The organism is Pseudomonas sp. IT-347P (genome assembly GCF_949768005.1).
Lineage (GTDB): Bacteria > Pseudomonadota > Gammaproteobacteria > Pseudomonadales > Pseudomonadaceae > Aquipseudomonas.
This window is the reverse complement of record NZ_CATKPQ010000060.1, coordinates 14,020-36,818: the sequence shown is the minus strand read 5'-3', so window position 1 is coordinate 36,818 and position 22,799 is coordinate 14,020. Positions and strand designations below refer to the sequence as shown.

Genomic DNA, 22,799 nt, shown 5'->3' with positions numbered 1-22,799 from the left:
GATTCTTTTCAGTGTTTAAAGTGAGTTCAAAAACGCCAGCAGCGCGGCGCGCTGCCCGGCATTGAAAGACAAAACCTGTTGCTGCGCGGCTTGCGCTTCGCCGCCATGCCAGAGCACGGCCTCGAGCAGATTGCGCGCGCGACCGTCATGCAAAAACTGCGTGTGTCCGCTGACTGCTTGCGTCAGGCCGATCCCCCACAATGGCGGGGTGCGCCAGTCGCGGCCGGAGGCCTGGAATTCCGTGCGGTTGTCGGCCAGACCGTCGCCCATGTCATGCAGCAGCAGATCGCTGTACGGGCGAATCACCTGATTGGCCAGTTCAGGTTCGGCGGCGTTGGCGGCGGTGGTGTATTTCGGTGTGTGGCACGACTGGCACCCAGCCTGGAAAAACAGATTCTTGCCGGCCAGCACTTCGGCATCGTTGACGCCACGCCGCGCGGGCACGGCAAGGTTGCGGCTGTAGAACAGCACCAGACGCAAAATGTTATCGCTGACTTCCGGCTCGCCGTCCGGGCCATTGCCGTTCGGTGCCTGTTTGCAGGCGGTTTGCGCGTCAGTGCAGTCATCGAAGGGGCGCAGGCTGGTGGTGAGGCCCATGTCACCGGAAAACGCGTGAACATTTTGTTGATTGAGGTTCGGTTGCCCGGCTTTCCAGCCAAATCGGCCGATCACGGTTTTCTGCAGTGCGTCATCCCAGACCCGGTTCGGCCGGCCGTTGATGCCGTTGTTGTCTTTGGCCTGCGCGGCGGCGTTGGCGAGGATGGCGTCTTCGGGGATCGCCTCGAGCAGGCCGAGGCCGATCATCGGTGGGGCGACGCGTGCCGAGAAACGCGTGTCCGGGTGCATCGGGCCGTAACCCAGTTGAGTGATCTGCAACACCGGTTTGCGCAATTCGACTTCGGTGCCGTCCTTGAAGCGAATCGGCACTGGCGTGTAGTCGACGCGCACCTTGCCTTCCGGGGCGACGCCGGGCACGGCCATGTCCTGGAACTGGCCACCGTACACCGGCTCCGGGACCACGCCGACTTGCTCGATGACTTTGGCAAATTGCGGCGCATCAGGGATCGACAGGCGCACCAGCATCGACACCGCGTTGGCCGCATCCGGTGTTGGCGGGTGGCCGCGACCGTCCTTGATGTGGCAGTTCTGGCAGGCGTTGGTGTTGAACAACGGGCCGAGACCATCGCGTGCCGTGGTTGTCGAGGGTGCGATCACCCACGGGCTGCGGAAAAAGCTGTTGCCGACACTGAAATCCACCCGGCGCGACGGTGGCAGGTTGGCCGAGGGCAGGGAGAACGCGTTCTGATCGGTCTTGCGCACGGTCGCCGCACCACCCGAACGTGCTTCACCAGGTTCGGCCTTGGTGAAACGCGGGGCGTCATCGCAGGCACTCAGGCCCAAGGCCAGAAACAGTGCGGACAAGCGAAGAGGCAGCGAGGGCATCAGACATCCTGCGGACGGGCGAAAACAAAGGCGCAAAGTCTAACAGGGAGAGGGAGTTTGAATAAGAGGAATTATCGTTTGCTTGATGTGGCGCAAGCCTTGAACCCCATGCAAAACCCCTGTAGGAGTGAGCCTGCTCGCGATAGCGGTGTACCAGACACTAATTCGTCAACTGACACTGCGCATCGCGAGCAGGCTCACTCCTACAATGGGCCGTGTATGGCTCATATGAAAAAGGCGACCCGAAGGTCGCCTTTTTTTGACGCAGACGCTGTGATCAGAACTCGTGATCAGCGTTGTCCGGGTTCAGGTCGCTGATGCCCAGTTTGCCGGCAGCGGCTTCGATCGAGCCGGTCTGTTTGACCAGCGCTGCGATGGCGTCGCGCACGATCTGGTTGCCCGCGGTGTTGCCCGCAGCGATCAACTGGTCGTAGTGCTCACCCTTGTTGGCATGATCGACCATGACCTGGATCTTCGCTTCAGTAGCGGCGAGATCGGCTTTCAGTGCAGTGTCGGCAGCCGGGTCTGCTTTAGCCACCAGCGACGACAGGCTGGCGCCAGTCATCTTGGTGCCATCAACGCGGGTGTACTCGCCCAGGTACACGTTACGCACGCCTTTGGCGTCGTAGAAGTGCGAGTTGTGGGTGTTGTCGCTGAAGCAATCCTGTTCGTCTTCAGGGGAGTTGGCTTCCAGCGACACCTTCATGCGCTCGCCCGCCAGTTCACCCAGCGACAGGCTGCCCATGCCGAAGAGCATTTTGCGCAGACCGCTTTCGCCCGGCTCGGCTTCCAGGGTGGCACGGTAGTTGTCAGCCACGTTCGGCTTCCAGTTGCCGACCATTTCTTCCAGGTCGCTGACCAGCAGTTGGGTCACGGACTTCAGGTAGGCACGCCGACGATCGTTGTGGCCGCCGGTAGCGCCCGCGCCCTCGAGGTAGTCCGAAGCCGGACGGTTGCCAGCGCCAGGGCCGGTGCCGTTGAGGTCCTGGCCCCAGAGCAGGAATTCGATCGCGTGGTACCCGGTGGCGACGTTGGCTTCGGAGCCGCCCAGTTCGTTGAGGCTGGCGAGTTTTTCCGGGGTGATGTCCTTGACGTCGACCTTGTCTTCGCCGACCTGAACTTCGGTGTTGGCGATGATGTTGGCGGTGGCACCCGGGTTACCCAGCGCGTGCTCGTAGGATTTGTCGACGTAGTCGATCAGGCCTTCGTCCAGTGGCCAGGCGTTAACCTGACCTTCCCAATCGTCGATGATGGTGTTGCCGAAGCGGAACACTTCGCTCTGCAAGTACGGAACGCGGGCGGCGACCCAGGCAGCCTTGGCGGCTTTGAGGGTGTCGGCGTTCGGCTTGGCGAGGAATGCGTCGACGGCGGTCTGCAGGGTTTTCGCAGTGGATTCGGCATCGCTGTAAACGGCGAAGACCATGTCGGCGTAGTGCGCGACCACAGCCTTGGCGGCGGCTTCATCGACTTTACCGGCAGCAGGCGCAGGCGTAGCGGCAGGGGCTGGAGCAGCGCTGCTGGAAGCCGGCGTCATTTCGGAGGCTTTGTCTTTGTCCTTGCCTTCGCCGCAACCGGCGAGGGAAATAGCGATGGCCAGCAGACTGGCGGTAGCCAGAGGCATACGAATCATGGCGAACATCCTGCTTCGATAGTTGAGTGGACTCGCGCTGGGGGTGCGCAAAACTGCGACATAATGCAAATCTTTCGCATTATGTGTAAAGGGTTGTGGCTGGAAATATTTCTTATTTGCGACGGTGAAGCGGCATGGTTCAAAGGATCGCCGCGTTACTGCGTTGCGCCTGTTTGAGATAGGCGCTCAGCTCGCGCGCCGGCAGCGGTTTGCTGTAGTGGTAACCCTGACCTTCGTGGCAGCCTTCGGAGATGATGTAGCTTTCCTGCTCGGCCGTTTCCACCCCCTCGGCAATCACCTGCATGCCGAGGCTCTTGCCCAGTTGAATGATCGCGCGAACGATGGTCGCATCGTCGTCGTCATCGAGCAGATCCTGAACGAAGCTCTTGTCGATCTTGATCTTGTCCAGCGGCAGGCTTTTCAGATAGCTGAGCGATGAATAGCCGGTGCCGAAGTCATCGATGGCGATCAACGCCCCGGAGCGACGCAGGCTGAGCAAGTGCTGGGCAGCGGTGCTGATGTCTTCCATCAGGCCGGTTTCGGTGACTTCCAGTTCCAGGCTGCGCGGTGGCAGGCGATACATCTGCAACAGGTTATTGACCACTCGCGGCAGTTCGGCGTGGTGCAACTGCACCGTCGACAGGTTGACCGCCATGCGCAGGTCAGCAAAACCCTGATCGTGCCATTCGCGCAATTGTTTACAGGCCTGATCGAGCACCCATTCGCCGATGGCGATGATCGTGCCGTTCTGCTCGGCCAGCGGTATGAACAAGTCTGGCGGCACCAGACCGTGTTCCGGATGTTGCCAGCGAATCAGCGCTTCGACGCCGACCACGCGGTGATCGCGATAGCTGATCTGCGGCTGGTAGACGAGGTAGAACTGATCGCGGATCAGCGCGTCACGCAAATCTTTTTCCAGCTCGCGACGGCGGCGCATCTCGCTGTCGACGCTGGCAATATAGAACTGATAGCGGTTGCGCGAGCGGGTCTTGGCCAGGGTCATGGTCTGCTCGGCCTTCTGCAACAGCTTCTCGGTGCTGTCACCGTCCTCCGGGAACAGGGTGATGCCGATGGTCGCGCGCAGGCGGATTTCCTGATGGTCGAGGGCGAACGGCGCTTCCAGGTCATCGAGGATGCTTTGCGCCAGTTCTGCCGCTTCGTAAGGTTGCTCGATATCCGCTTGCACCAGTGCGAACTGGTCGCCGCCGAGGCGGGCGAGGGCGCCAAGGCGACCGCTGTGCGCACGCAGCCGATCGGCGAGGGCCAGCAACAACTGGTCGCCGGTCTGGTAGCTGAATTGTTCGTTGATGCCTTTGAAATCATCCAGGCCGACGCACAACACCGCGACCCGCCGCTGCAGCTTGCCGGCGTCGACCAGAATCTTGTCCAGTTGCTGCTGCAATTGCTGGCGGTTCGGCAGACCAGTGAGGAAGTCGTACTGGGCCATGCGCAGCAGGCTGTTTTCCGCTTCGTGGCGCAGATGGGTGTTGCGTTCGATCGACTCCAGTAACTGGTTGGCGGTGTTGATCCAGATCCCCAGTTCGTTTTTCTCGTGCCCCTTGAGCTGCGGGATCTTGTGTTCGCTGGGGCGGTCGGGATTGATTTCGGTGAGGTGCTCGATGATCCGCGACAGCGGTTTGGTCAACAGCCAGTGATAGACCAGATACAGCACCAGGCCCATCGCCAACGCGCGCAACACCCCCGAAATGAAAATGATCACTGAACTGACGATAAAACCTTCGCCATAAGTGGCGGTGTCGAGGGTGATGCTCAGGTCGCCGTAGTACTCGCTGTACGGGCCACGCCCCACCAATTGAGTGGTGAAGGTGCGTTCCTGGCCGAGGATCAGGTCGGTCAGCCAGCGGCTGTTGGAATGCTGCAACTCGCGGGATTTCTGCGCGAGCATGGCTTCATTGGGATGGCCGATGGAAGCCTGACGCACGGCATCGTCCTGGAACAGGCCTTCGATCACCTGCATGCCCATTTCCCGGTCCAGGCTGTAAACCGCCTGGGTCGAGGGATCACGGAACATGTCGAGGATGCGTTCGGCGTCACCGGCAACCGCCTGGCGGGTTTTGTAGGCATCGAAAACGATCTGTGCACAGCTCAAGACGACGCCGACGATCAATGCCGACAGGAGCACGACCCGGAGCAACTTCACCGACAAGCTGTTCTTGAGTTCCAGCTTCAAAGGGTTATTCCTTGTTCCGTGCGGGTAGCGTCAAGTTGCCATGAGTATTGGCAATCCCGGGTTGGCAGTCAAAGGGACAATCAGGCACGGGAAAATTTGCCGGTATCCTGGCCGCGATGTCGTCATTTGAGTATTAGCTCTGAATTAACTGTGTCGGTTGCAGTTGCCCTCAACTTGAGCACTGGGTCAAAGATTTTTTCCTGTCTTTGATGGTAGTCGGCTGTGAGCTCTCGGCAAACGGCGCGAAGCTGCTTTTGCCGTGCGAGAAACGCCATGCGCCGGGCATAAAAAACCCGGCCGAAGCCGGGTTTTTTGACTGGCGCGCAGCTTAAGCGGTGAAGGTTTTGCCTTCGAACTGCTCGGCCACGAATTTCCAGTTGACCAGGTTCCAGAACGCTTCAACGTACTTCGGACGCAGGTTGCGGTAGTCGATGTAGTAAGCGTGTTCCCAGACGTCGCAGGTCAGCAGCGGGGTGTCGCCGCTGGTCAGCGGGTTGCCGGCGCCGATGGTGCTGGCCAGGGCCAGGGAACCGTCAGCCTTTTTCACCAGCCAGCCCCAGCCGGAACCGAAGGTGCCGATCGAGGTTTTGCTGAACTCTTCCTTGAACTTGTCGAACGAACCGAACGCCGCGTTGATGGCTTCAGCCAGTGCGCCGGTTGGTTGGCCACCGGCGTTTGGCGCCAGGCAGTTCCAGTAGAAAGTGTGGTTCCAGACCTGAGCGGCGTTGTTGAAGATACCGCCCGAGGAAGTCTTGACGATTTCTTCCAGGGTCTTGCCTTCGAACTCGGTGCCTGGCACCAGGTTGTTCAGGTTCACGACGTAGGTGTTGTGGTGCTTGTCGTGGTGGTATTCCAGGGTTTCCTTGGAAATGTGCGGCTGCAGGGCATCGTGTGCGTAAGGCAGCGGCGGCAATTCGAAAGCCATGATGATTCTCCTAATCAGGTCTGTTGCGGTGAGCGCAAGGCCGATCACGGGCGGCCAGAAATGCACCGGCGAGTTTTTACTCTTTGCGGCGCAGGGTTTCGATCATAGCACCGGGGTTGCGCCATAACCACGCAACAACTGTGTGGGATAGAGGTTCCAGAGCTGTTTGGAATAAATCAGCTCGCGAAAATTAATTGCCCAGCCACGGTAAACATCATCAACGCCACCACCAGATCGAGAATCCGCCAGGTACTCGGACGGGCCAGCCATGGCGCCAACCACGCTGCGCCCAATGCCAACGTGAAAAACCACAGCAACGAAGCACTCGCCGCGCCCACTACATAAGCGCCCGGCACCGATTGCTGCGCGCCTAGAGAGCCGATCAGCAACACCGTATCCAGATAGACGTGTGGGTTGAGCAGCGTCACTGCCAACGCACTGAGCATCACTGCGCGCAATGAACGTACGGTCTGATTCGCACCCTGATCCATGCTTTGTTTCGAACAGGCCCGGCGCAGCGCCTGGCTGCCGTACCAGATCAGAAACGTCGCGCCGCCCCAACGGGCAATGGCCAGCAACGTTGGGTTCTGCGCCAGAATCGTCGCCAGCCCGAATACTCCGGCTGCCACCAGCAGCGCATCGCAAACCACGCACAACGCCGCCACGGGCAAGTGGTGTTCACGGCGCAAGCTCTGCGCCAATACAAAAGCGTTCTGCGTGCCGATCGCCATGATCAGCCCGAACGCCACCAGCAGGCCGTTCACATAGCTTTGCCACATAAGGTTTACTCCGCGTTGGCTGCGAGTTCGCGCAGCACTTGCATGGCGCGTTCTGCGTCGGCCTGACCGACAAACAAATGGTCGTGGTAGTAGCCGGCGATCACATTGCAGCTGATTCCGGCCTTGCCCAGTGCCGTGGCGAAAGCCGCGGTGAGGCCAACGGCTTCCAGTGCCGAGTGCACGTTGAGGGTGATCCACGCGGCGACGTAATCGAAGCTGAAACCGGCCTGTTCGGCGCGGGAGCGTTCGACAATCACGGTCAGGCCCTCCTGCTCGCGGAAGCTGCCGACAACCTCCAGACCGTTCGGCAACACATCGTCGCGCAGGGTGCAGAACACGTATTCACCGGCGTTGAGTTGCGGGCTCATGCTGCGCAACAAGGTTGAGAGAGACGTTTCGCCAGCCATGAGGATGATCCTTGAGAAAGAGTGCTTGCTGGCCATTCTCCGGCCGAAACCTGTATAAGAAAAACCAATAGTGCTCATCGCTCATTAGGAAAACTGATGTTCGACTACAAATTGCTTTCTGCTTTGGCCGCTGTGGTCGAACAGGCCGGGTTCGAACGCGCCGCGCAGGTGCTGGGCTTGTCGCAGTCGGCGATCTCGCAGCGGATCAAACTGCTGGAAGCGCGGGTCGGTCAGCCGGTGTTGATTCGCGGCACGCCGCCATCGCCGACCGAGATTGGCCGGCGTCTGCTCAACCATGTGCAGCAGGTGCGATTGCTTGAGCGTGACCTGCAAACCCTGGTGCCGGCGCTGGACGAAGAGGGCCTGCCGGAGCGTCTGCGCATCGCGCTGAATGCTGACAGCCTCGCTACGTGGTGGGCGGAAGCGGTTGGCGATTTTTGTGCCGAACAACATTTGTTGCTTGACCTGGTTGTTGAAGACCAGACGGTCGGCCTCAAACGTATGCGCGCCGGTGAAGTGGCCGCGTGCCTTTGCGCCAGCGAGCGACCGGTGGCCGGCGCACGCAGTGTGTTGCTCGGCGCGATGCGCTATCGCGCGCTGGCGAGCCCGGCCTTTATCGAACGGCATTTCCCCGACGGCGTACGTGCTGAACAATTGCCGCGTACACCAGCGCTGGTGTTCGGGCCGGACGACTTTCTCCAGCATCGCTATCTCGCCTCGTTGGGTGTCGATGGTGGCTTCGAACATCATCTGTGCCCATCTTCGGAAGGCTTCATCCGCCTGACCGAAGCCGGACTGGGCTGGGGCCTGGTGCCGGAACTGCAGGTGCGCGATCAGCTGGAGCGCGGGTCATTGCGCGAACTGTTGCCAGATAAACCGATCGACGTGCCGTTGTACTGGCATCATTGGCGCAATGGCGGTCAGTTGCTGGGTTTGCTGACCGAGCAGTTGCTGCGTTCATCGGCGCAATGGCTGGTGTCGTTGGACTGACGGCCAGCGTCAAGACACACGAATCAGGCAAAACGAAAGACATCGGAGCTTTACATGAAAATTCTGGTCACCGGCGCAAGCGGCTTCATTGGCGGGCGCTTCGCGCGTTTCGCCCTGGAGCAGGGCCTGGACGTGCGGGTCAACGGTCGCCGGGCCGAGAGCGTCGAACATCTGGTGCGCCGTGGCGCCGAGTTTGTCCCCGGCGATCTGACCGATGCCGATCTGGTCCGCGAGCTGTGCTCCGACGTTGAGGCCGTGGTGCATTGCGCCGGCGCCGTCGGACTGTGGGGCCGCTATCAGGACTTTCATCAGGGCAACGTGCAGGTCACCGAAAACGTCGTTGAAGCTTGCCTCAAGCAACGCGTCCGGCGTCTGGTGCATCTTTCCTCGCCATCGATCTATTTCGATGGCCGTGATCATTTCAATCTGACCGAAGAGCAAGTGCCCAAGCGCTTCAAACATCACTACGCCGCGACCAAGTACCTGGCCGAGCAAAAGGTCTTTGGTGCGCAGGAATTCGGCCTGGAAACCATCGCCCTGCGCCCGCGCTTCGTGACTGGCGCCGGCGACATGAGCATCTTCCCGCGCCTGCTGAATATGCAGCGCAAGGGCCGCCTGGCGATCATCGGCAACGGCCTAAACAAAGTCGATTTCACCAGCGTGCAGAACCTCAACGAAGCAATGCTCAGCAGTTTGCTGGCCGCCGGTTCCGCGTTGGGCAAGGCCTACAACATCAGCAATGGCGCCCCGGTGCCGTTGTGGGATGTGGTCAATTACGTGATGCGCAAGATGGAAGTGCCGCAAGTCAGCAAGTACCGCTCGTATGGTCTTGCCTACAGCATCGCGGCGCTCAACGAGGGCGCGTGCAAGCTCTGGCCCGGGCGTCCGGAGCCAACCCTGTCGCGGCTGGGCATGCAGGTGATGAAAAAAAATTTCACCCTCGACATCAGCCGCGCCCGGCATTATCTGGACTACGATCCGAAAGTCAGCCTGTGGTCGGCGCTGGATGAGTTCTGCGCGTGGTGGAAAGCTCAGGACATCCGTTGAAACGATTCGGCCGGGCGGCAATGAACCGTGTAGCCGCTTGGGGGTCAATCCCTGCGGCTGCGACGGTTATACTTCGCAGCATTTAGCCATCACCGCGTTTCACAAAGGTTGCCTCAATGTCCATGCGTAATGATGCCCACGACGATTTCGACGATGTCCCGAGCCTGCGTGCCGACACCTTCGACGACGATGACATTCCGACCACCGCCCGCACCTCCGTGCATTCGCGCACGCCCCCCGTGGTCAAGGTCAAGACGGCCAGCACCGGCCCGTTGTGGGCGTTGGTCGGCGCATTGTTTTTCGCTTTCATCGGCCTGGCCTGGTGGAGCTTCCAGCAGATTTCGCTGATGGAACAGCAACTGGTGGCGACCCAGGAAAGCTTCGCGCGGATCAGTGAAGAAGCCGCCGGACGCTTGCAGGACATTTCCGGCAAGGTCGTGGCCAGTCAGTCCAACGTCACCAGCGACAGCGAAGCCCTGAAGCTGCAAATCAAACAGCTGGAAGGCAAGCTGCTTGATCAGAGCAAACAGCAACAAGGCGTGGCAGGGCAGGCCAGTGATCTGGACAAGCGCCTGGCGCAGATGACCGCACAGACCACCGAACAACAGAACGCCAATACCCAGCTGCAAGCGCAGATCAAAGCCTTGAGCGCGGAACTGGCGACGGTGAAAAGCACGCCGGCCGACACCAGCAAGGTCGATGCGCAGTTGAAGGCCTTTGATGCGCAGTTCAAAAGCCTTGGCGCCGACATCGCGGCGTTGAAGAAACAGGGCAATCCTAGCGCCGCGATCGATCGTCTGGAGCAGGAAATCGTCGTGCTCAAAAGTGAACAGGACAATCGCCCGTCAGCCCCGCAGGGCGGCGGCAATACCGCTGAATTCGACGCCTTCCGCGGGCAGATGACTCGCAACATCAATACGCTGCAGGCGCAGATCCAGAATTTGCAGCAGCAGATCAACGCCCGCCCGTAAGCGTTGTTGATCAGTGCAGGGGATTGTGTAATCCCCTGCATCATTCTGAATACTCGTACATCACCCCAAGCCGTCTACGCTCTTGAAACACCAACAAGAACGAGGGATGCGTCATGGGGTTTGTGCAAAAAATCGCCTGTCTCTGTTTGCTGCTGCTGGCCGTTTTCGGCCAGGCCAGCGCCGCCACGACCGCCAGGGATGACAGTCAGGCCGCCATCGCCTTGCTGGAAAAAGCTCTGGCCTACTACCACGACAACGGCGACAAGGCGTTCGCCGCGTTCAGTCGTCAGGGCGAGTTCGTCGACAAGGATCGTTACGTGTTCGTGGTCGACACCAAAGGCGTGATGCTCGCCAGCGGCGGGCCTTCATCAGCGTTGATCGGCCGTGACGTCAGTGAAGTGCTCGGCCCGGATCTGCAGAAAGCCTTCAAACAAGCGCTGACGGTGCCGGAAGGCAACGGCATCCAGCAGGCCGAATACCGTTGGCAGAACTGGTCCGACGGCAAGGTCGAACGCAAGCATGTGTATTACCAGCGTATCGGTCAGCGAATTCTGGCAGTGGGTTACTACTTGCCGCGAGCCTCGGCGGAGCAGGCCAAAGCACTGCTGGACAAAGCGACCAGCGATTTGGGCAAAGACGAGAAAGGCACACTGACTGCAATCAATTCGCTCAAGGGTGGCTATTTGCAGGATGACCTGTATGTGTTCGTGGTCGACCTGAACACCCAGCGTTATGTTGCCCATGGCACCAATCTGCGCTTGATCAACACCGACTTCGGCAAGATCAAGGATCCCGATGGCAAACCGGTGGGCGAGCCGATTCTGGCGCTGATTGCCAGGCAGGATGACGGTGAGTATGAATACCGCTGGAAGAACCCGGTGACAGGCAAGGTCGAGGACAAGCATGCCTACCTGAAGAAGACCGGGCATTTCCTCGTCGCGGTGGGCTACTACAGCCCCTGAGTGAAACACCGTCCCCCTGTAGGAGTGAGCCTGCTCGCGATGCGGAGTGTCATTTAACGATGATGCCGACTGACACACCGCATCGCGAGCAGGCTCGCTCCCCCAGGGTTTTGTGGTGTTGCGGTTATGTGGCGCCGTGCTCGCGCCCGCGCAGCAGGTTGTTCGGCATGGCAATCGCCGCCGCCAGCCCCAGCAACGACACCGCAGCACTCACCCACAACAAATGCCGGAACGTCACCAGCAACTCCGCACGCAAAGCGTTCTGCGCATCCCCCGGTGCGGCGTTCAAACCATCGAGCAGGACGTTGCCCGAGTGCCCCTCGCTGATCAGCGAACTGGTCGCCAGATGGGCGAAACTCGAATCCTGCAGCAACGCCAGCAACAACGCCGACATCAACGCCACACCCACTGCGCCGCCGAGAGAGCGAAACAGGTTGGTGGTGCTGGTGGCCACGCCGATGTCGCGTTGCTCCACCGAGTTCTGTGTGCCGACCAGTGAAGTCGGGAACTGCATGCCACCGGCAATGCCGCTGAGCAGCATGAACAAGCCGCTGAGCAGCGTCGCTTCCGGCGGGCTGAAGGCCATGCCGAGAATCGAAATCGGCATCAGGATGGCACCCGTCAGGATTTGCGGCTTGTAGCGCCCGGTGATCGAGGTGCGCCGGCCAGCGAAGAACGCACCAATCGGCAGCCCCATCGCCAGCGGCAGCAAGTGTAACGCCGCGCTGTCAGCCCCGGCTCCGGTGACGGTCTGAAAGCGCAGCGGCATCAGCACGATCAGCGAAATCGCCTGAAAACTGGTGAAGAAAATCGTGCACCAGCACAGCAGGGCGTTGCGATTGGCGAACAGGTGCATCGGCAGCAACGGCTCCCGCGCGCGGCGTTCGTGCCACACGAACAGCGCCAATACCACCACGGCACAAGCGAACAGACCGAGCACTTCGCTGCTGCGCCACGAATGGCCCTGACCGACCTGTGTGATGCCCAGCAGCAGGGCGGTCAGGCCGATGATCATCAGCAGCGTGCCGAGGTAGTCGATGACCGGTTTACGCTGCGGTATCGGCAGTCCGCGCAAGTTGCGGCGCGCTACCCACCAGGCACCGAGGCCCAGCGGCAGGTTGATCAGAAACACCCATCGCCACGACAGGTACTCGGTCATGTAACCACCGAGTACGGGACCGGCAACACTGGCCACCGCGTACATGCTGCTGAAGTAACCCTGATAGCGACCACGTTCGCGCGGCGGCACGATGTCGCCGATGATCGCCTGACTCACCGAGATCATCCCGCCGGCGCCGATGCCCTGAAGGATCCGTGCCAGCACCAGTTGCTCCATGCTCTGCGCCATGCCGCAAAACAGTGAGGCGAGGGTGAACAGGCCCATGCCGAACAGCATCAATTTGCGCCGCCCGTACAAGTCACCGAGCTTGCCGTAGATCGGCACGGCCACGGTCATCGCCACCATGTACCCGGAAATCACCCAGGCCAGCAGGCTGACGTCCTTGAACTGAGCAGAAATGGCCGGCATCGACACGGCGACGATGGTTTGATCCAGCGCGCCGAGAAAGATCGCCATCATTAGCGCGACCAGCACGCTGCGAATGGCCGGTTTGGGCGTTTCGGGGTGATTGAGATTGGTCACGGGCAAAACCTGCGGGCAGTGAGAGTCCCGCAGATCGTCAGGCGAGCGGGGATGCTCGCCAGTGTAAGTCGGTAGGAAGCTATTCGATAGCCTCGTACGGAAGTCCGACGTAATTTTCTGCAATGGTTTTTCGCCCCGCTTCTGAACTGACAAAGTAGTCCAGTTCCGAGGCGCTGATGCGCTGGCTGAAATCGTCATGGTCATCGAAACGGTGCAGCATCGAAGTCATCCACCAGGAAAACCGCTCGGCTTTCCACACGCGGCGCAGGCAGATTTCCGAGTACTTCTCGAGCAGATCGGTGCGGCCGTCGCGGTAAACCTTCAGCAGAATATTGAACAGCGTGCTGACGTCACTCGCCGCCAGATTCAAACCCTTGGCGCCGGTGGGCGGAACGATATGCGCGGCGTCACCGACCAGAAACATCCGCCCGAACTGCATCGGCTCAACGACAAAACTGCGCAGCGGCGCGATGCTTTTTTCGATCGAAGGGCCGGTGACCAGTTTCTCGGCAAGCTCTACTGGCAGACGATTTTTCAACTCATCCCAAAAGCGCTGATCGCTCCAGTCATCGACGTTTTCATCCGCCGGTACTTGCAGGTAATAGCGGGTGCGGGTGGCCGAACGCATGCTGCACAAGGCAAAGCCGCGTTCATGGCGGGCGTAGACCAACTCGTCATGCACCGGCGGCGTGTCGGCCAGAATGCCCAGCCAGCCAAACGGATAAACCCGCTCGAACACTTTCAGGCAATCGGTCGGAATCGACTGTCGGGCGACGCCATGGAAACCGTCGCAACCGGCGATGTAATCGCAATCGACGCGCCAGGTTTCACCGTCCTTTTCGAAGGTGACAAAAGCTTCGTCGCTTTTCATGCCGTGAGGAACGACATCCTTCGCCTGGTAAATCGTCGGTGCACCAGCCTCCCGACGAGCGGCCATCAGGTCACGGGTGACTTCGGTCTGACCGTAGATCATCACGTTCTTGCCGCCGGTCAGTGCGTGCAGATCAATGTGTACCTGACGCCCGTCCAGGGCCAGATCGAAACCGCCATGCACCAGGCCTTCAGCGTCCATGCGCTGACCTACGCCGGCCTGACGCAACAGCTCTACCATGCCTTGTTCAAGTACCCCGGCGCGAATGCGCCCGAGGACATAATCGGGTGTCTGGCGTTCGAGGATGAGGGTGTCGATGCCAGCGTTGTGCAGCAACTGGCCGAGGAGCAATCCGGACGGACCGGCGCCGATAATGGCGACTTGGGTTTTCAGCGTTTTCATTGTTTTTATGGCTCGCAAGCTTCACGCGACAAGCGCCGGTGAATGTTTTTTATGGATCGAGTGCTTGCATTTTTCCCTTGCGGGTCTGTCAATTGAAGGTGAAAACTGAGCCGATACCTGTACATTCTGCCAATCGGTGCGATTATCGCCCACAACCCCGAGGCCTGGATTGAAGTGATGAACAAGCCCGAGCTGCCTTCGATTCCAGTGTTCAAGCTCTACGGTGAAAGCCTGGACTGGCCGACCCCTGACTTGCTGCACTGTGAAACCATTTCCTCCCGCAGTCGCGAACATGAGTGGGAAATCAAACCCCACCGCCATGCTGATTTGTGCCAGTTGCTCTTCGTCTTCAAAGGTCAGGCAGAGCTTGAGATCGAAGGGCAATGCACGCAACTCGACACCCCGGCGATTCAAGTGCTGCCACCGTTGTCGGTGCATGGCTTTCGTTTTTCCGAAGACGTCGAAGGGTTCATCGTTACCCTCGCTACACCGCTGATCAATCACTTGCAGGCGCAACTGGGCGATTCAGTGCACGCGCTGGCCAGCGCCGAAAACTACCCGGCCGGCCAGGATGGCGATTACCTCAACAGCCTGTTTTCGGCGCTGCAGGCCGAGTACAACGGCCACCAACCGGCGCGGGAAATGCTCATGCATTCGCTGGTCAGCGTGATCATGGTCTGGGTCAGCCGTCAGGCGATCGTGCGGCACAAAGCCAGCCAGCGGCCGCAGCGTCAGCGCGAGTACCTCAATGGCTTTATTCAGTTGGTCGAGGAAACTTATCGCCAGCATGTGAAGGTCGAAGACCTGGCGCATCGACTGGGGATTTCGGTGTCGCACCTCAATGGCACTTGTCGAGAGCTGGCGGGACAGCCGGCGTTGCAGATCATGCATGAGCGGCAGTTGCTGGAGGCCAAGCGCTTGCTGACCTACACCAGCATGACGATTTATGAAATGTCGGAGCTGTTGGGGTTTTCCGATCCAACCAACTTCACGCGCCTGTTCCGGCGCCGGGTGGGGATTTCGCCAAAGGCTTTCCGCGACCGACTCAAGGCGGAGCATTAATCTCATAAACGCCGCCAAAAACTGTGGGAGCGAGCTTGCTCGCGAATGCGGTGTATCAGCCACCATTAATGGTGATTGACACAATGCATTCGCGAGCAAGCTCGCTCCCACAGGGTCGCATTCCAGCCCGTATAAATCAGCGCAACGCGTTCAGCGTGGCATTGTGCGGAATGCAGCGCTCGAAGTTGCAGCTCGCGTACTCGCGCGGCAGCTGTCGCAGCTGTTCGACCCGCCAGGCCGCGGTGCCGTACAGCGCCAGCGTGGCGGCGCAGGTAATGAAAATCGCGAAGTACCTTCTTGTTTTGATGTTCATGGCGTAGACCTCTGAACGACATACCCTGCGGTATTACTTTCAGCATAGGTCAGCGGTGGGGAGTTGCCAGCGAGTGCGCTTGAGGATGTACCCCGTCATTCAGAACACTGATAAACCCCATGTGGGAGCGGGCTTGCTCGCGAATGCGGTGGGTCATTCAGCGAATCAGTCGACTGACCCAACGCATTCGCGAGCAAGCCCGCTCCCACAGGGTGTCGGGTTTACAGATCAACGTCCCATTGCGGATGCTCGGGAAAGCGCTCTACCAGAAAATCCAGCATGCTGCGCAGCGCCGCCGGCATGTGCTTGCGTGAGGCGTACACCGCATAGATGCTCATCTGGCGCGGTTCGGCATGGGGCAGCAGTCGGACCAGCTCACCGCTGTGAATATGCACCCCGGCCTGATAGGTCGGCAGCATCGCCACCCCGGCGCCGGCCAGGGTGGCGCGCAGTAACGTGCTGGCTTCATTGGCGCTGATATTGCCCTGCACTGGCACCGACACCGGTTCGCCATCCTCCTCGAAATGCCACAGGCTTTTACCGAAGTACGAGTGAGTCAGGCAGTTGTGGCGACTCAGTTCCTCGACCTGTAACGGCGCCGGGTGTTCTTGCAGATAGGCCGGCGCGGCGCAGACCACCGAACGACAAACGGTCAGGCGTCGCGCGATCAGGTTGGGGTCGAGATCGTTGCTGGTGCGAATCGCCAGATCGATGCGCTCGTCTACCAGATTCACCGTGCGATCGAGCATCTGCAGATCGATGCTCACGCCCGGATAGCGTTTGACGTAGGCAGCCATCGCATCCGCCAGTTGGGCCTGGCCGAACGACGTGCTGACGCTGATCCGCAGCAGCCCGCGCGGGGCGTCGTGGGGTTCGCTGACGGCGGCCTGCATATCCGTCGAGAGTTCGATCATCTGCCGGCAGCGCGGCAGGATTTCGCTGCCGGCGGCGGTCAGGCTCAACTTGCGCGTGGTGCGGTGCATCAGGCGTGCGCCGACCCAGTCTTCCAGTTCCGCCAGGTAACGTGACACCACCGGCCGCGACAGGTCCAGATGATCGGCCGCTGCCGACTGGCTGCCCAGATCCACCACGGTGACAAACACCCGCATTGCTTGGAGACGATCCATGATTTGCCCGCTTTTAGAAACAAACTATGTCCAAGCATCGCATTTTTTGTACTGAGTCAGGCAACTAAGCTCTGTCCCATCGCCAAGCACGGCATTCGAACACCGGAGCAACAGATGATCGGCTTCACCACCCTCAAACGCGTTCTACTCGCCACCGCCTCGCTGGGTTTCGCCGCGCATGCAGCGGCTGCCAACCTGACCCTCGACGTCTACAACCCAGGTACGAACGCAATTTTCCCGGTGACCTCGGTGCTGGTCAGCGGCGAGAAAGACGCGATCCTCGTCGATGCGCAATTCGGCAAGTCCCAGGCTGAGCAGGTGGTGCAGAAGATCCGCGCCAGTGGCAAGCAACTGACCACGATCTACATCAGCCATGGCGACCCGGATTACTACTTCGGTCTCGACACCCTGACCAAGGCATTCCCGCAGGCCAAGGTACTGGCCTCGCAACCGACGGTTGATCACATCAACAAAACCGTCGCCGGCAAACTGGCCTTCTGGGGCCCGAAAATGGGCGCCGATGTGCCGGCGAAAACCATCGTGCCGGGTGTGCTCAAGGGCGACAGCCTGATGCTCGAAGGGCAAAAATTGCAGGTCGTCGGTCTCGACGGCAAACAGCCGGATCGCAGTTTTGTATGGATCCCGTCGCTCAAAGCCGTGGTCGGTGGCGTCGTCGTTGCCGAGAACATCCACGTATGGATGGCCGATACCCAGAGCGCGCAATCCCACGCCGACTGGCTGGACACGTTGCACGCGATCGAAACCCTGAAGCCGGACACCGTGGTGCCCGGTCATTACCTCGGTGACAGCAGCCATTCGCTGGCCAGCGTGAAATTCACCGCCGACTACATTAAGGCTTTCGACGCGGAAACCGCCAAGGCCAAAGATTCCGCCGCACTGATCACGGCGATGAAAAAACGCTACCCGACACTCGGCGAAGACAGCTCGCTGGAGCTGAGCGCGAAAGTCGCCAAGGGCGAAATGCAGTGGTAAGCCGAATCTGAACACGCAGCACTCTCAAGCCAACTGGAGAATGTCATGAGCAAGATCGCAATCATTGGGGCCACCGGTCGTGCCGGTAGCCAACTGCTGGAAGAAGCCCTGCGTCGCGGCCATAGCGTCACCGCGATCGCCCGCGACACCTCGAAGATCGGCGCCCGTGCCGGTGTGCTCAGCAAGAATGTCGATGTGCTGGATTCGGCCGCGCTGCAAGACGCCATAGCCGGTCACGATGTGGTGATCACCGCCGCGCATTTCGCCACCGTGCCTGCGGCGGCGATTGTCGGGCCGGTCAAGCAGGCGGGCGTGAAGCGTTTGCTGGTGGTCGGCGGTGCCGGTTCGTTGTTGCTACCGGACGACACACGGGTAATCGACAGTGCGGGGTTCCCGGCCGAGTACAAAGCTGAAGCCAGTGCCGGTGCGGCGTTTCTTGAGGCGTTGCGTCAGGAAAAGGACCTGGACTGGACCTTCCTGTCGCCGTCGGCGGAGTTTGTCGAAGGTGAGCGCACGGGCAGTTTCCGTGTCGGTCAGGATCATTTGCTGGTCAGTGCCGAGGGGCGTAGCTGGATCACCTTTGCTGATTATGCGATTGCCCTGATCGACGAAGTGGAAACGCCGAAGCATTCGCGTCAGCGGTTTACTGTTGGTTATTGATTTACAGCTTCCCCTCACCCCAGCCCTCTCCCGGAGGGAGAGGGGGCCAACCGAGGTGTCTGGCGTTGTACATCGACCTGAAAAATCCAGTCGATTATGGATTCAAAGCCAATCGTTCAGGTCGCTGAACCGCTTCAATATTCCCCGGTCAGTCCCCTCTCCCTCTGGGCGGTCCGACGTTTCGGGAGGGTTAGGGTGAGGGAAAAGCCTCACCGCAAATGCGCCTGCTCAACCAACCAGATCATCAATTCTTCCAGCGGCGGCGAAGGCTCGGTTCCCGCAGGCACCACCACGTAATACGCCAGCCCCGTCTTCACCTTCAATTCAAACGGCATCACCAGCCGTCCGGCGCGCAAGTCGTCGCCGATCAACGACCAGTCACCAATCGCCACCCCCGTTCCGTGCGACGCCATCGACATCGCCTGATCCAGCGTTTCGAAATGCTGGCCCATGTTCACGTTGTTCAATTGCAGCTTGGCTGCGGTCAGCCACACGCTCCAGTCGTGGATATCGCGGGTCGGATGCAACAACAGATGCTGTTGCAGATCAGCCGGCTCGGACAGTGCCGGCGGGCCTTTCAACAACGCCGGTGAACAGACCGGGGTCAGTTGTTCATCGAACAGATGCAGTGCGGTCGACGAGTTGTCCGGCGGCGTGCCATAGATCACCGCCGCATCGAACTGCTCGCGCTGAAAGTCGACGCCATGGGCGAGGGTGGTGGTCAGTTTGACCGGTACATCCGGGCGTTCCTTTTGCCATTGCAGCAGCCGTGGCACCAGCCAGCGCATCACACAACTGGGCGCTTTGAGTTGCAGGGTTTCGCGCTTGAGGCCGATCTGCTCGGTGGCCTCAGTGATCAGGCCGAAGACCTTCTCCACCCGTGGCAACCATTCCCGCCCTTCGGCCGTCAGCTCCAGACCGCGGGCCAGACGGATGAACAATTCATACCCCAGATGCTCTTCCAGCCCGGCGATCTGCCGGCTCACCGCGCCCTGGGTGATGTGCAACTGCTCGGCGGCCCGGGTGAAGTTGCAGCACTGCGCGGTTATCAGAAACGTATGCAGGGCGGGCAGGGGAGGCAGTCGTTTCATGGCGATCCAAGGTATGACGTGAGGACATGGCTAGTATGACTTTTAATCGATTGTTGCCGCTACCTGTCGACCGTTCAATGAGCCCATTGAAGGCCTGCATGGGCCTTGTGTCTCAAACGAACAACAAGGGCAATCGACATGGCAACGTGTGGCGAAGTACTGGTCAAGTTACTCGAAGGTTATGGGGTCGAGCAGGTGTTCGGCATTCCCGGGGTGCACACCGTGGAGCTGTATCGCGGGCTGGCCCGTTCGAGCATCAACCATGTCACCCCACGGCATGAACAGGGCGCCGGTTTCATGGCCGACGGATATGCGCGCACCAGTGGCAAACCGGGCGTGTGTTTCATCATTACCGGTCCGGGTATGACCAACATCACCACGGCGATGGGCCAGGCCTACGCCGACTCGATCCCGATGCTGGTGATCTCCAGCGTGCAAAGCCGCAACCAGCTGGGCGGCGGGCGCGGCAAGTTGCACGAATTGCCGAACCAGAGCGCACTGGTGGGTGGTGTCGCGGCGTTCTCCCACACCCTGATGTCGGCGTCGGAATTGCCCGGTGTGCTTGCTCGCGCATTCGCCTTGTTCCAGGCCGGACGTCCGCGCCCAGTGCACATCGAAATTCCGCTGGACGTGCTGGTGGAAGATGCCGATGAGCTGCTCGCCAGTGTCCCGGTCCACATCGACCGCGCCGGTGCCGCGCCCGCTGCCGTCAGCCGCATGAGCGAGTTACTGGCCGGCGCCCAACGTCCCTTGATTCTCGCCGGTGGCGGTGCGATCGATGCCGCTGCCGAACTCACCGAACTGGCCGAACTGCTCGACGCCCCCGTAGCGCTGACCATCAACGCCAAAGGCCTGTTGCCGTCGACGCATCCGCTATTGATCGGTTCGACGCAAAGCCTGGTCGCCACCCGCGCGCTGGTCGCCGACGCCGATGTGGTGCTGGCGATCGGCACCGAACTGGCCGAAACCGATTACGACGTGACCTTCGCCGGTGGTTTCGAGATTCCCGGCAAGCTGCTGCGTATCGACATCGATGCCGATCAGACCGTGCGCAACTATCCGCCACACGTCGCACTGGTTGCCGATTCCCGCAATGCTGCGCAGGCACTGCTCAGCGCCTTGTCGCATAAGTCTCTGGCCGAGCGCCGCAACGATTGGGGCCAGGTGCGCGCCGCGCGTCTGCGTGATGATCTGGCCGCGACCTGGGATGCACCGACCCTGGCGCAAACCCGTTTCCTCGAAACCGTGTTGCACGAATTGCCGAACGCAGTGTTTGTCGGCGACTCCACGCAACCGGTGTACACCGGCAACCTCACCTTCAACCCGGAGCGGCCGCGTCGCTGGTTCAACTCGTCGACCGGTTACGGCACCCTCGGCTATGCGTTGCCGGCAGCGATCGGCGCATGGCTCGGTGGACAATCCGATAACGGCGCCCGCCCGCCGGTGGTGTGCCTGATCGGGGACGGTGGTCTGCAATTTACCCTGCCGGAACTGGCCAGTGCCGTCGAAGCGCGCACCCCGGTGATTGTCCTGCTGTGGAATAACCAGGGTTACGAAGAGATCAAGAAATACATGGTCAACCGCGCCATCGAGCCGGTCGGTGTCGACATCTACACCCCGGATTTCATCGGCGTGGCCAAGGCCCTCGGTTGCGCCGCCGAGGCGATCAATTCGGTGGAACAACTGGGCACTGCGCTGCGTGCCGCCAGCGATCGCCAAGGTCCGACCGTGATCGAAATCGACCAGAACCAGTGGATGCAGGCGGTGGCCAAATGATCAGTTTCCCCACCACACTCGACGGCCTTTACATCAATGGCCAATGGTCGGCCGGTCGCGAGCATCTGCGGGTGATCAACCCGGCCACCGAAGCACTGCTGACCACGGTCAATGGCGGTGACGAGCAAGCAGTCGACCACGCTGTCGCCGCGGCTACAGCAGCGTTCAAGGACTGGTCGCAAACCAGCGGTGCCGAGCGCGGCGCGATCCTGCGCAACATCGCCAATGGCGTACGCAACGGTCGCGATCACTTGATGAATCTGCAATCGAGCAACAACGGCAAACCGCAGTTCGAAGCGGCCATCGATGTCGACGATGTGATTGCCACGTTCGAGTACTACGCCGAACTTGCTGAAGGCCTCGACGCCAGACAGGACAGCAACGTGGCGCTGCCCAGCGATGATTTCAGCGCACGCCTGCGCCGCGAACCGTGCGGTGTGGTCGGGCTGATCGTGCCGTGGAATTTTCCCATGGTTACCACCGCGTGGAAACTCGCTCCAGCGCTGGCCGCCGGGTGCTGCGTGGTGCTGAAACCGTCGGAAGTCACCCCGCTGCCAGAGCTGGAACTGGCGGCGATCATTGCCGAAGCCGGCCTGCCCAAAGGCGTGTTCAACGTCGTTTGCGGCACCGGTCTGGCGGTCGGTGCGCCACTGTCGGCGGATCCGCGTATCGCGAAGATTTCCTTCACTGGCAGCAACGCCGTCGGTGTCCAGGTGATGCAGCGCGCCGCCGAAACGGTGAAGGGCGTGAGTCTGGAACTGGGCGGCAAATCATCGTTGCTGGTGCTCGAAGATGCGGATCTGGAACTGGCGGTCGAACTGGCGTGCGGCGGTGGTTTCTTCAATGCCGGGCAGATGTGCTCGGCCACCAGCCGCGTGCTGGTGGCCGAAGAGCTGGCCGATGAATTCCTTGAGCGTCTGCAAAAGCGCGCGCAAGCGATTCGCGTGGCGGATCCGTTCGACCCGGACGTGGAGATGGGCGCACTGGTCAATCAGGCGCAATACCAGCGCGTGCTCGGTCACATCGACCGGGGTCTCAGCGCTGGCGCGAAGCTGGTGTGCGGCGGCAATCGTCCGGCGGATCTGCCACGCGGCTATTTTTTGCAGCCGACCGTGTTCACCGAAGTGCCCCTCGACAGTGCGCTGTGGTGCGAGGAGATTTTTGGCCCGGTGCTGTGCGTGCGCAGTTTCAGCAGCGAAGCCGAGGCAATTGCCCTGGCCAACGACAGCCAATTCGGCCTGGTCGCCAGTGTGGTGACGCGTAACGCCGAGACCGCCGAGCGGGTCGCCAACGCCCTGCAGGCGGGGCTGGTGTGGCTCAACGCGCCGCAAGTGATCTTCCCGCAAACGGCGTGGGGCGGTTACAAGCAGAGCAGCATCGGCCGCGAATTGGGGCCGTGGGGCCTGGCCGCTTTTCAGGAAATCAAACACGTGATCCGGGCGCTCTGAACGCCCGAAAAAGGTGAGTGCACGCCTCGCAACGAGGCATGCGTCGGCGTCATGGCTTCAATGAGTTTT

General features: G+C 60.5%; 20 protein-coding genes. 9 read left to right on the top strand and 11 right to left on the bottom strand.

The genetic code is table 11. The features are described from left to right. Window positions 1-15: 15 nt before the first annotated feature. From ACM6IV_RS27165 to ACM6IV_RS27140, 6 genes are all read right to left on the bottom strand, one after another. Window positions 16-1,443, bottom strand: a complete 1,428-nt coding sequence (locus ACM6IV_RS27165) for a di-heme oxidoredictase family protein (protein WP_414872439.1) — start codon at window positions 1,441-1,443, stop codon at window positions 16-18. Between the two features lie 277 nt (window positions 1,444-1,720). Continuing rightward, complete coding sequence (locus ACM6IV_RS27160; protein ID WP_414872438.1) at window positions 1,721-3,073, bottom strand: imelysin family protein; 1,353 nt, start codon at window positions 3,071-3,073, stop codon at window positions 1,721-1,723. Window positions 3,074-3,212: 139 nt separating this feature from the next. Further along, window positions 3,213-5,264 carry a putative bifunctional diguanylate cyclase/phosphodiesterase gene (locus tag ACM6IV_RS27155; RefSeq protein ID WP_414872437.1) on the bottom strand — a complete coding sequence of 684 codons (2,052 nt, stop codon included), beginning with the start codon at window positions 5,262-5,264 and terminating at the stop codon, window positions 3,213-3,215. 328 nt (window positions 5,265-5,592) lie between these two features. Continuing rightward, window positions 5,593-6,189, bottom strand: coding sequence for a superoxide dismutase (locus tag ACM6IV_RS27150; RefSeq protein ID WP_027976900.1), 597 nt, complete (start codon window positions 6,187-6,189; stop codon window positions 5,593-5,595). A gap of 176 nt (window positions 6,190-6,365) precedes the next feature. Next, a complete protein-coding gene (locus ACM6IV_RS27145; protein WP_414872436.1) occupies window positions 6,366-6,968 on the bottom strand; it encodes a LysE/ArgO family amino acid transporter in 603 nt (200 codons plus the stop codon). A gap of 5 nt (window positions 6,969-6,973) precedes the next feature. Continuing rightward, entirely contained in the window at window positions 6,974-7,375 is a 402-nt protein-coding gene (locus tag ACM6IV_RS27140) for an ACT domain-containing protein (RefSeq protein WP_414872435.1), read from the bottom strand. A gap of 96 nt (window positions 7,376-7,471) precedes the next feature. Here ACM6IV_RS27140 and ACM6IV_RS27135 point away from each other — a divergent pair, with 96 nt between their 5' ends. The 4 genes from ACM6IV_RS27135 (at window position 7,472) to ACM6IV_RS27120 (ending at window position 11,345) form a co-directional block, all read left to right on the top strand. Continuing rightward, complete coding sequence (locus ACM6IV_RS27135; protein WP_414872434.1) at window positions 7,472-8,365, top strand: LysR family transcriptional regulator ArgP; 894 nt, start codon at window positions 7,472-7,474, stop codon at window positions 8,363-8,365. Between the two features lie 54 nt (window positions 8,366-8,419). Further along, on the top strand, window positions 8,420-9,412 hold the full coding sequence (locus ACM6IV_RS27130; RefSeq protein ID WP_414872433.1) for an NAD-dependent epimerase/dehydratase family protein: 993 nt from the start codon (window positions 8,420-8,422) through the stop codon (window positions 9,410-9,412). Between the two features lie 116 nt (window positions 9,413-9,528). Continuing rightward, window positions 9,529-10,383: an ATPase gene (locus tag ACM6IV_RS27125; RefSeq protein WP_414872432.1), complete on the top strand. Its 855-nt coding sequence runs from the start codon at window positions 9,529-9,531 to the stop codon at window positions 10,381-10,383. A 113-nt stretch (window positions 10,384-10,496) separates the two neighbouring features. After that, window positions 10,497-11,345 (top strand): cache domain-containing protein, encoded by an 849-nt coding sequence (locus tag ACM6IV_RS27120; RefSeq protein ID WP_414872431.1) that lies wholly within the window; start codon window positions 10,497-10,499, stop codon window positions 11,343-11,345. Window positions 11,346-11,469: 124 nt separating this feature from the next. On the opposite strand, the gene ACM6IV_RS27115 is transcribed toward ACM6IV_RS27120, so the two are convergent. Then, on the bottom strand, window positions 11,470-12,987 hold the full coding sequence (locus ACM6IV_RS27115; RefSeq protein WP_414872430.1) for an MDR family MFS transporter: 1,518 nt from the start codon (window positions 12,985-12,987) through the stop codon (window positions 11,470-11,472). Between the two features lie 79 nt (window positions 12,988-13,066). Next, window positions 13,067-14,260 carry a 4-hydroxybenzoate 3-monooxygenase gene (pobA, locus tag ACM6IV_RS27110; RefSeq protein WP_414872429.1) on the bottom strand — a complete coding sequence of 398 codons (1,194 nt, stop codon included), beginning with the start codon at window positions 14,258-14,260 and terminating at the stop codon, window positions 13,067-13,069. Between the two features lie 177 nt (window positions 14,261-14,437). Here pobA and ACM6IV_RS27105 point away from each other — a divergent pair, with 177 nt between their 5' ends. Continuing rightward, window positions 14,438-15,322, top strand: coding sequence for a helix-turn-helix domain-containing protein (locus ACM6IV_RS27105; protein ID WP_414872428.1), 885 nt, complete (start codon window positions 14,438-14,440; stop codon window positions 15,320-15,322). A 136-nt stretch (window positions 15,323-15,458) separates the two neighbouring features. On the opposite strand, the gene ACM6IV_RS27100 is transcribed toward ACM6IV_RS27105, so the two are convergent. Beyond that, window positions 15,459-15,635 carry a hypothetical protein gene (locus ACM6IV_RS27100; protein WP_008085463.1) on the bottom strand — a complete coding sequence of 59 codons (177 nt, stop codon included), beginning with the start codon at window positions 15,633-15,635 and terminating at the stop codon, window positions 15,459-15,461. Window positions 15,636-15,856: 221 nt separating this feature from the next. After that, on the bottom strand, window positions 15,857-16,762 hold the full coding sequence (locus tag ACM6IV_RS27095) for a LysR family transcriptional regulator (RefSeq protein ID WP_414872427.1): 906 nt from the start codon (window positions 16,760-16,762) through the stop codon (window positions 15,857-15,859). 114 nt (window positions 16,763-16,876) lie between these two features. On the opposite strand from ACM6IV_RS27095, the gene ACM6IV_RS27090 reads away from it, so the two are divergent. Beyond that, entirely contained in the window at window positions 16,877-17,755 is an 879-nt protein-coding gene (locus ACM6IV_RS27090) for an MBL fold metallo-hydrolase (RefSeq protein ID WP_414872426.1), read from the top strand. A gap of 45 nt (window positions 17,756-17,800) precedes the next feature. Next, the gene (locus ACM6IV_RS27085) at window positions 17,801-18,415 is read left to right on the top strand and encodes an NAD(P)-dependent oxidoreductase (RefSeq protein WP_414872425.1); all 615 of its coding nucleotides are present in this window, start codon (window positions 17,801-17,803) and stop codon (window positions 18,413-18,415) included. A 209-nt stretch (window positions 18,416-18,624) separates the two neighbouring features. On the opposite strand, the gene ACM6IV_RS27080 is transcribed toward ACM6IV_RS27085, so the two are convergent. Next, on the bottom strand, window positions 18,625-19,506 hold the full coding sequence (locus ACM6IV_RS27080) for a LysR substrate-binding domain-containing protein (protein ID WP_414872424.1): 882 nt from the start codon (window positions 19,504-19,506) through the stop codon (window positions 18,625-18,627). Between the two features lie 138 nt (window positions 19,507-19,644). Here ACM6IV_RS27080 and ACM6IV_RS27075 point away from each other — a divergent pair, with 138 nt between their 5' ends. Then, a complete protein-coding gene (locus tag ACM6IV_RS27075) occupies window positions 19,645-21,282 on the top strand; it encodes a 5-guanidino-2-oxopentanoate decarboxylase (RefSeq protein WP_414872423.1) in 1,638 nt (545 codons plus the stop codon). Continuing rightward, a complete protein-coding gene (locus tag ACM6IV_RS27070) occupies window positions 21,279-22,730 on the top strand; it encodes an aldehyde dehydrogenase family protein (protein WP_414872422.1) in 1,452 nt (483 codons plus the stop codon). Before ACM6IV_RS27075 ends, ACM6IV_RS27070 begins: the two co-directional genes overlap by 4 nt. Window positions 22,731-22,799 lie beyond the last annotated feature (69 nt).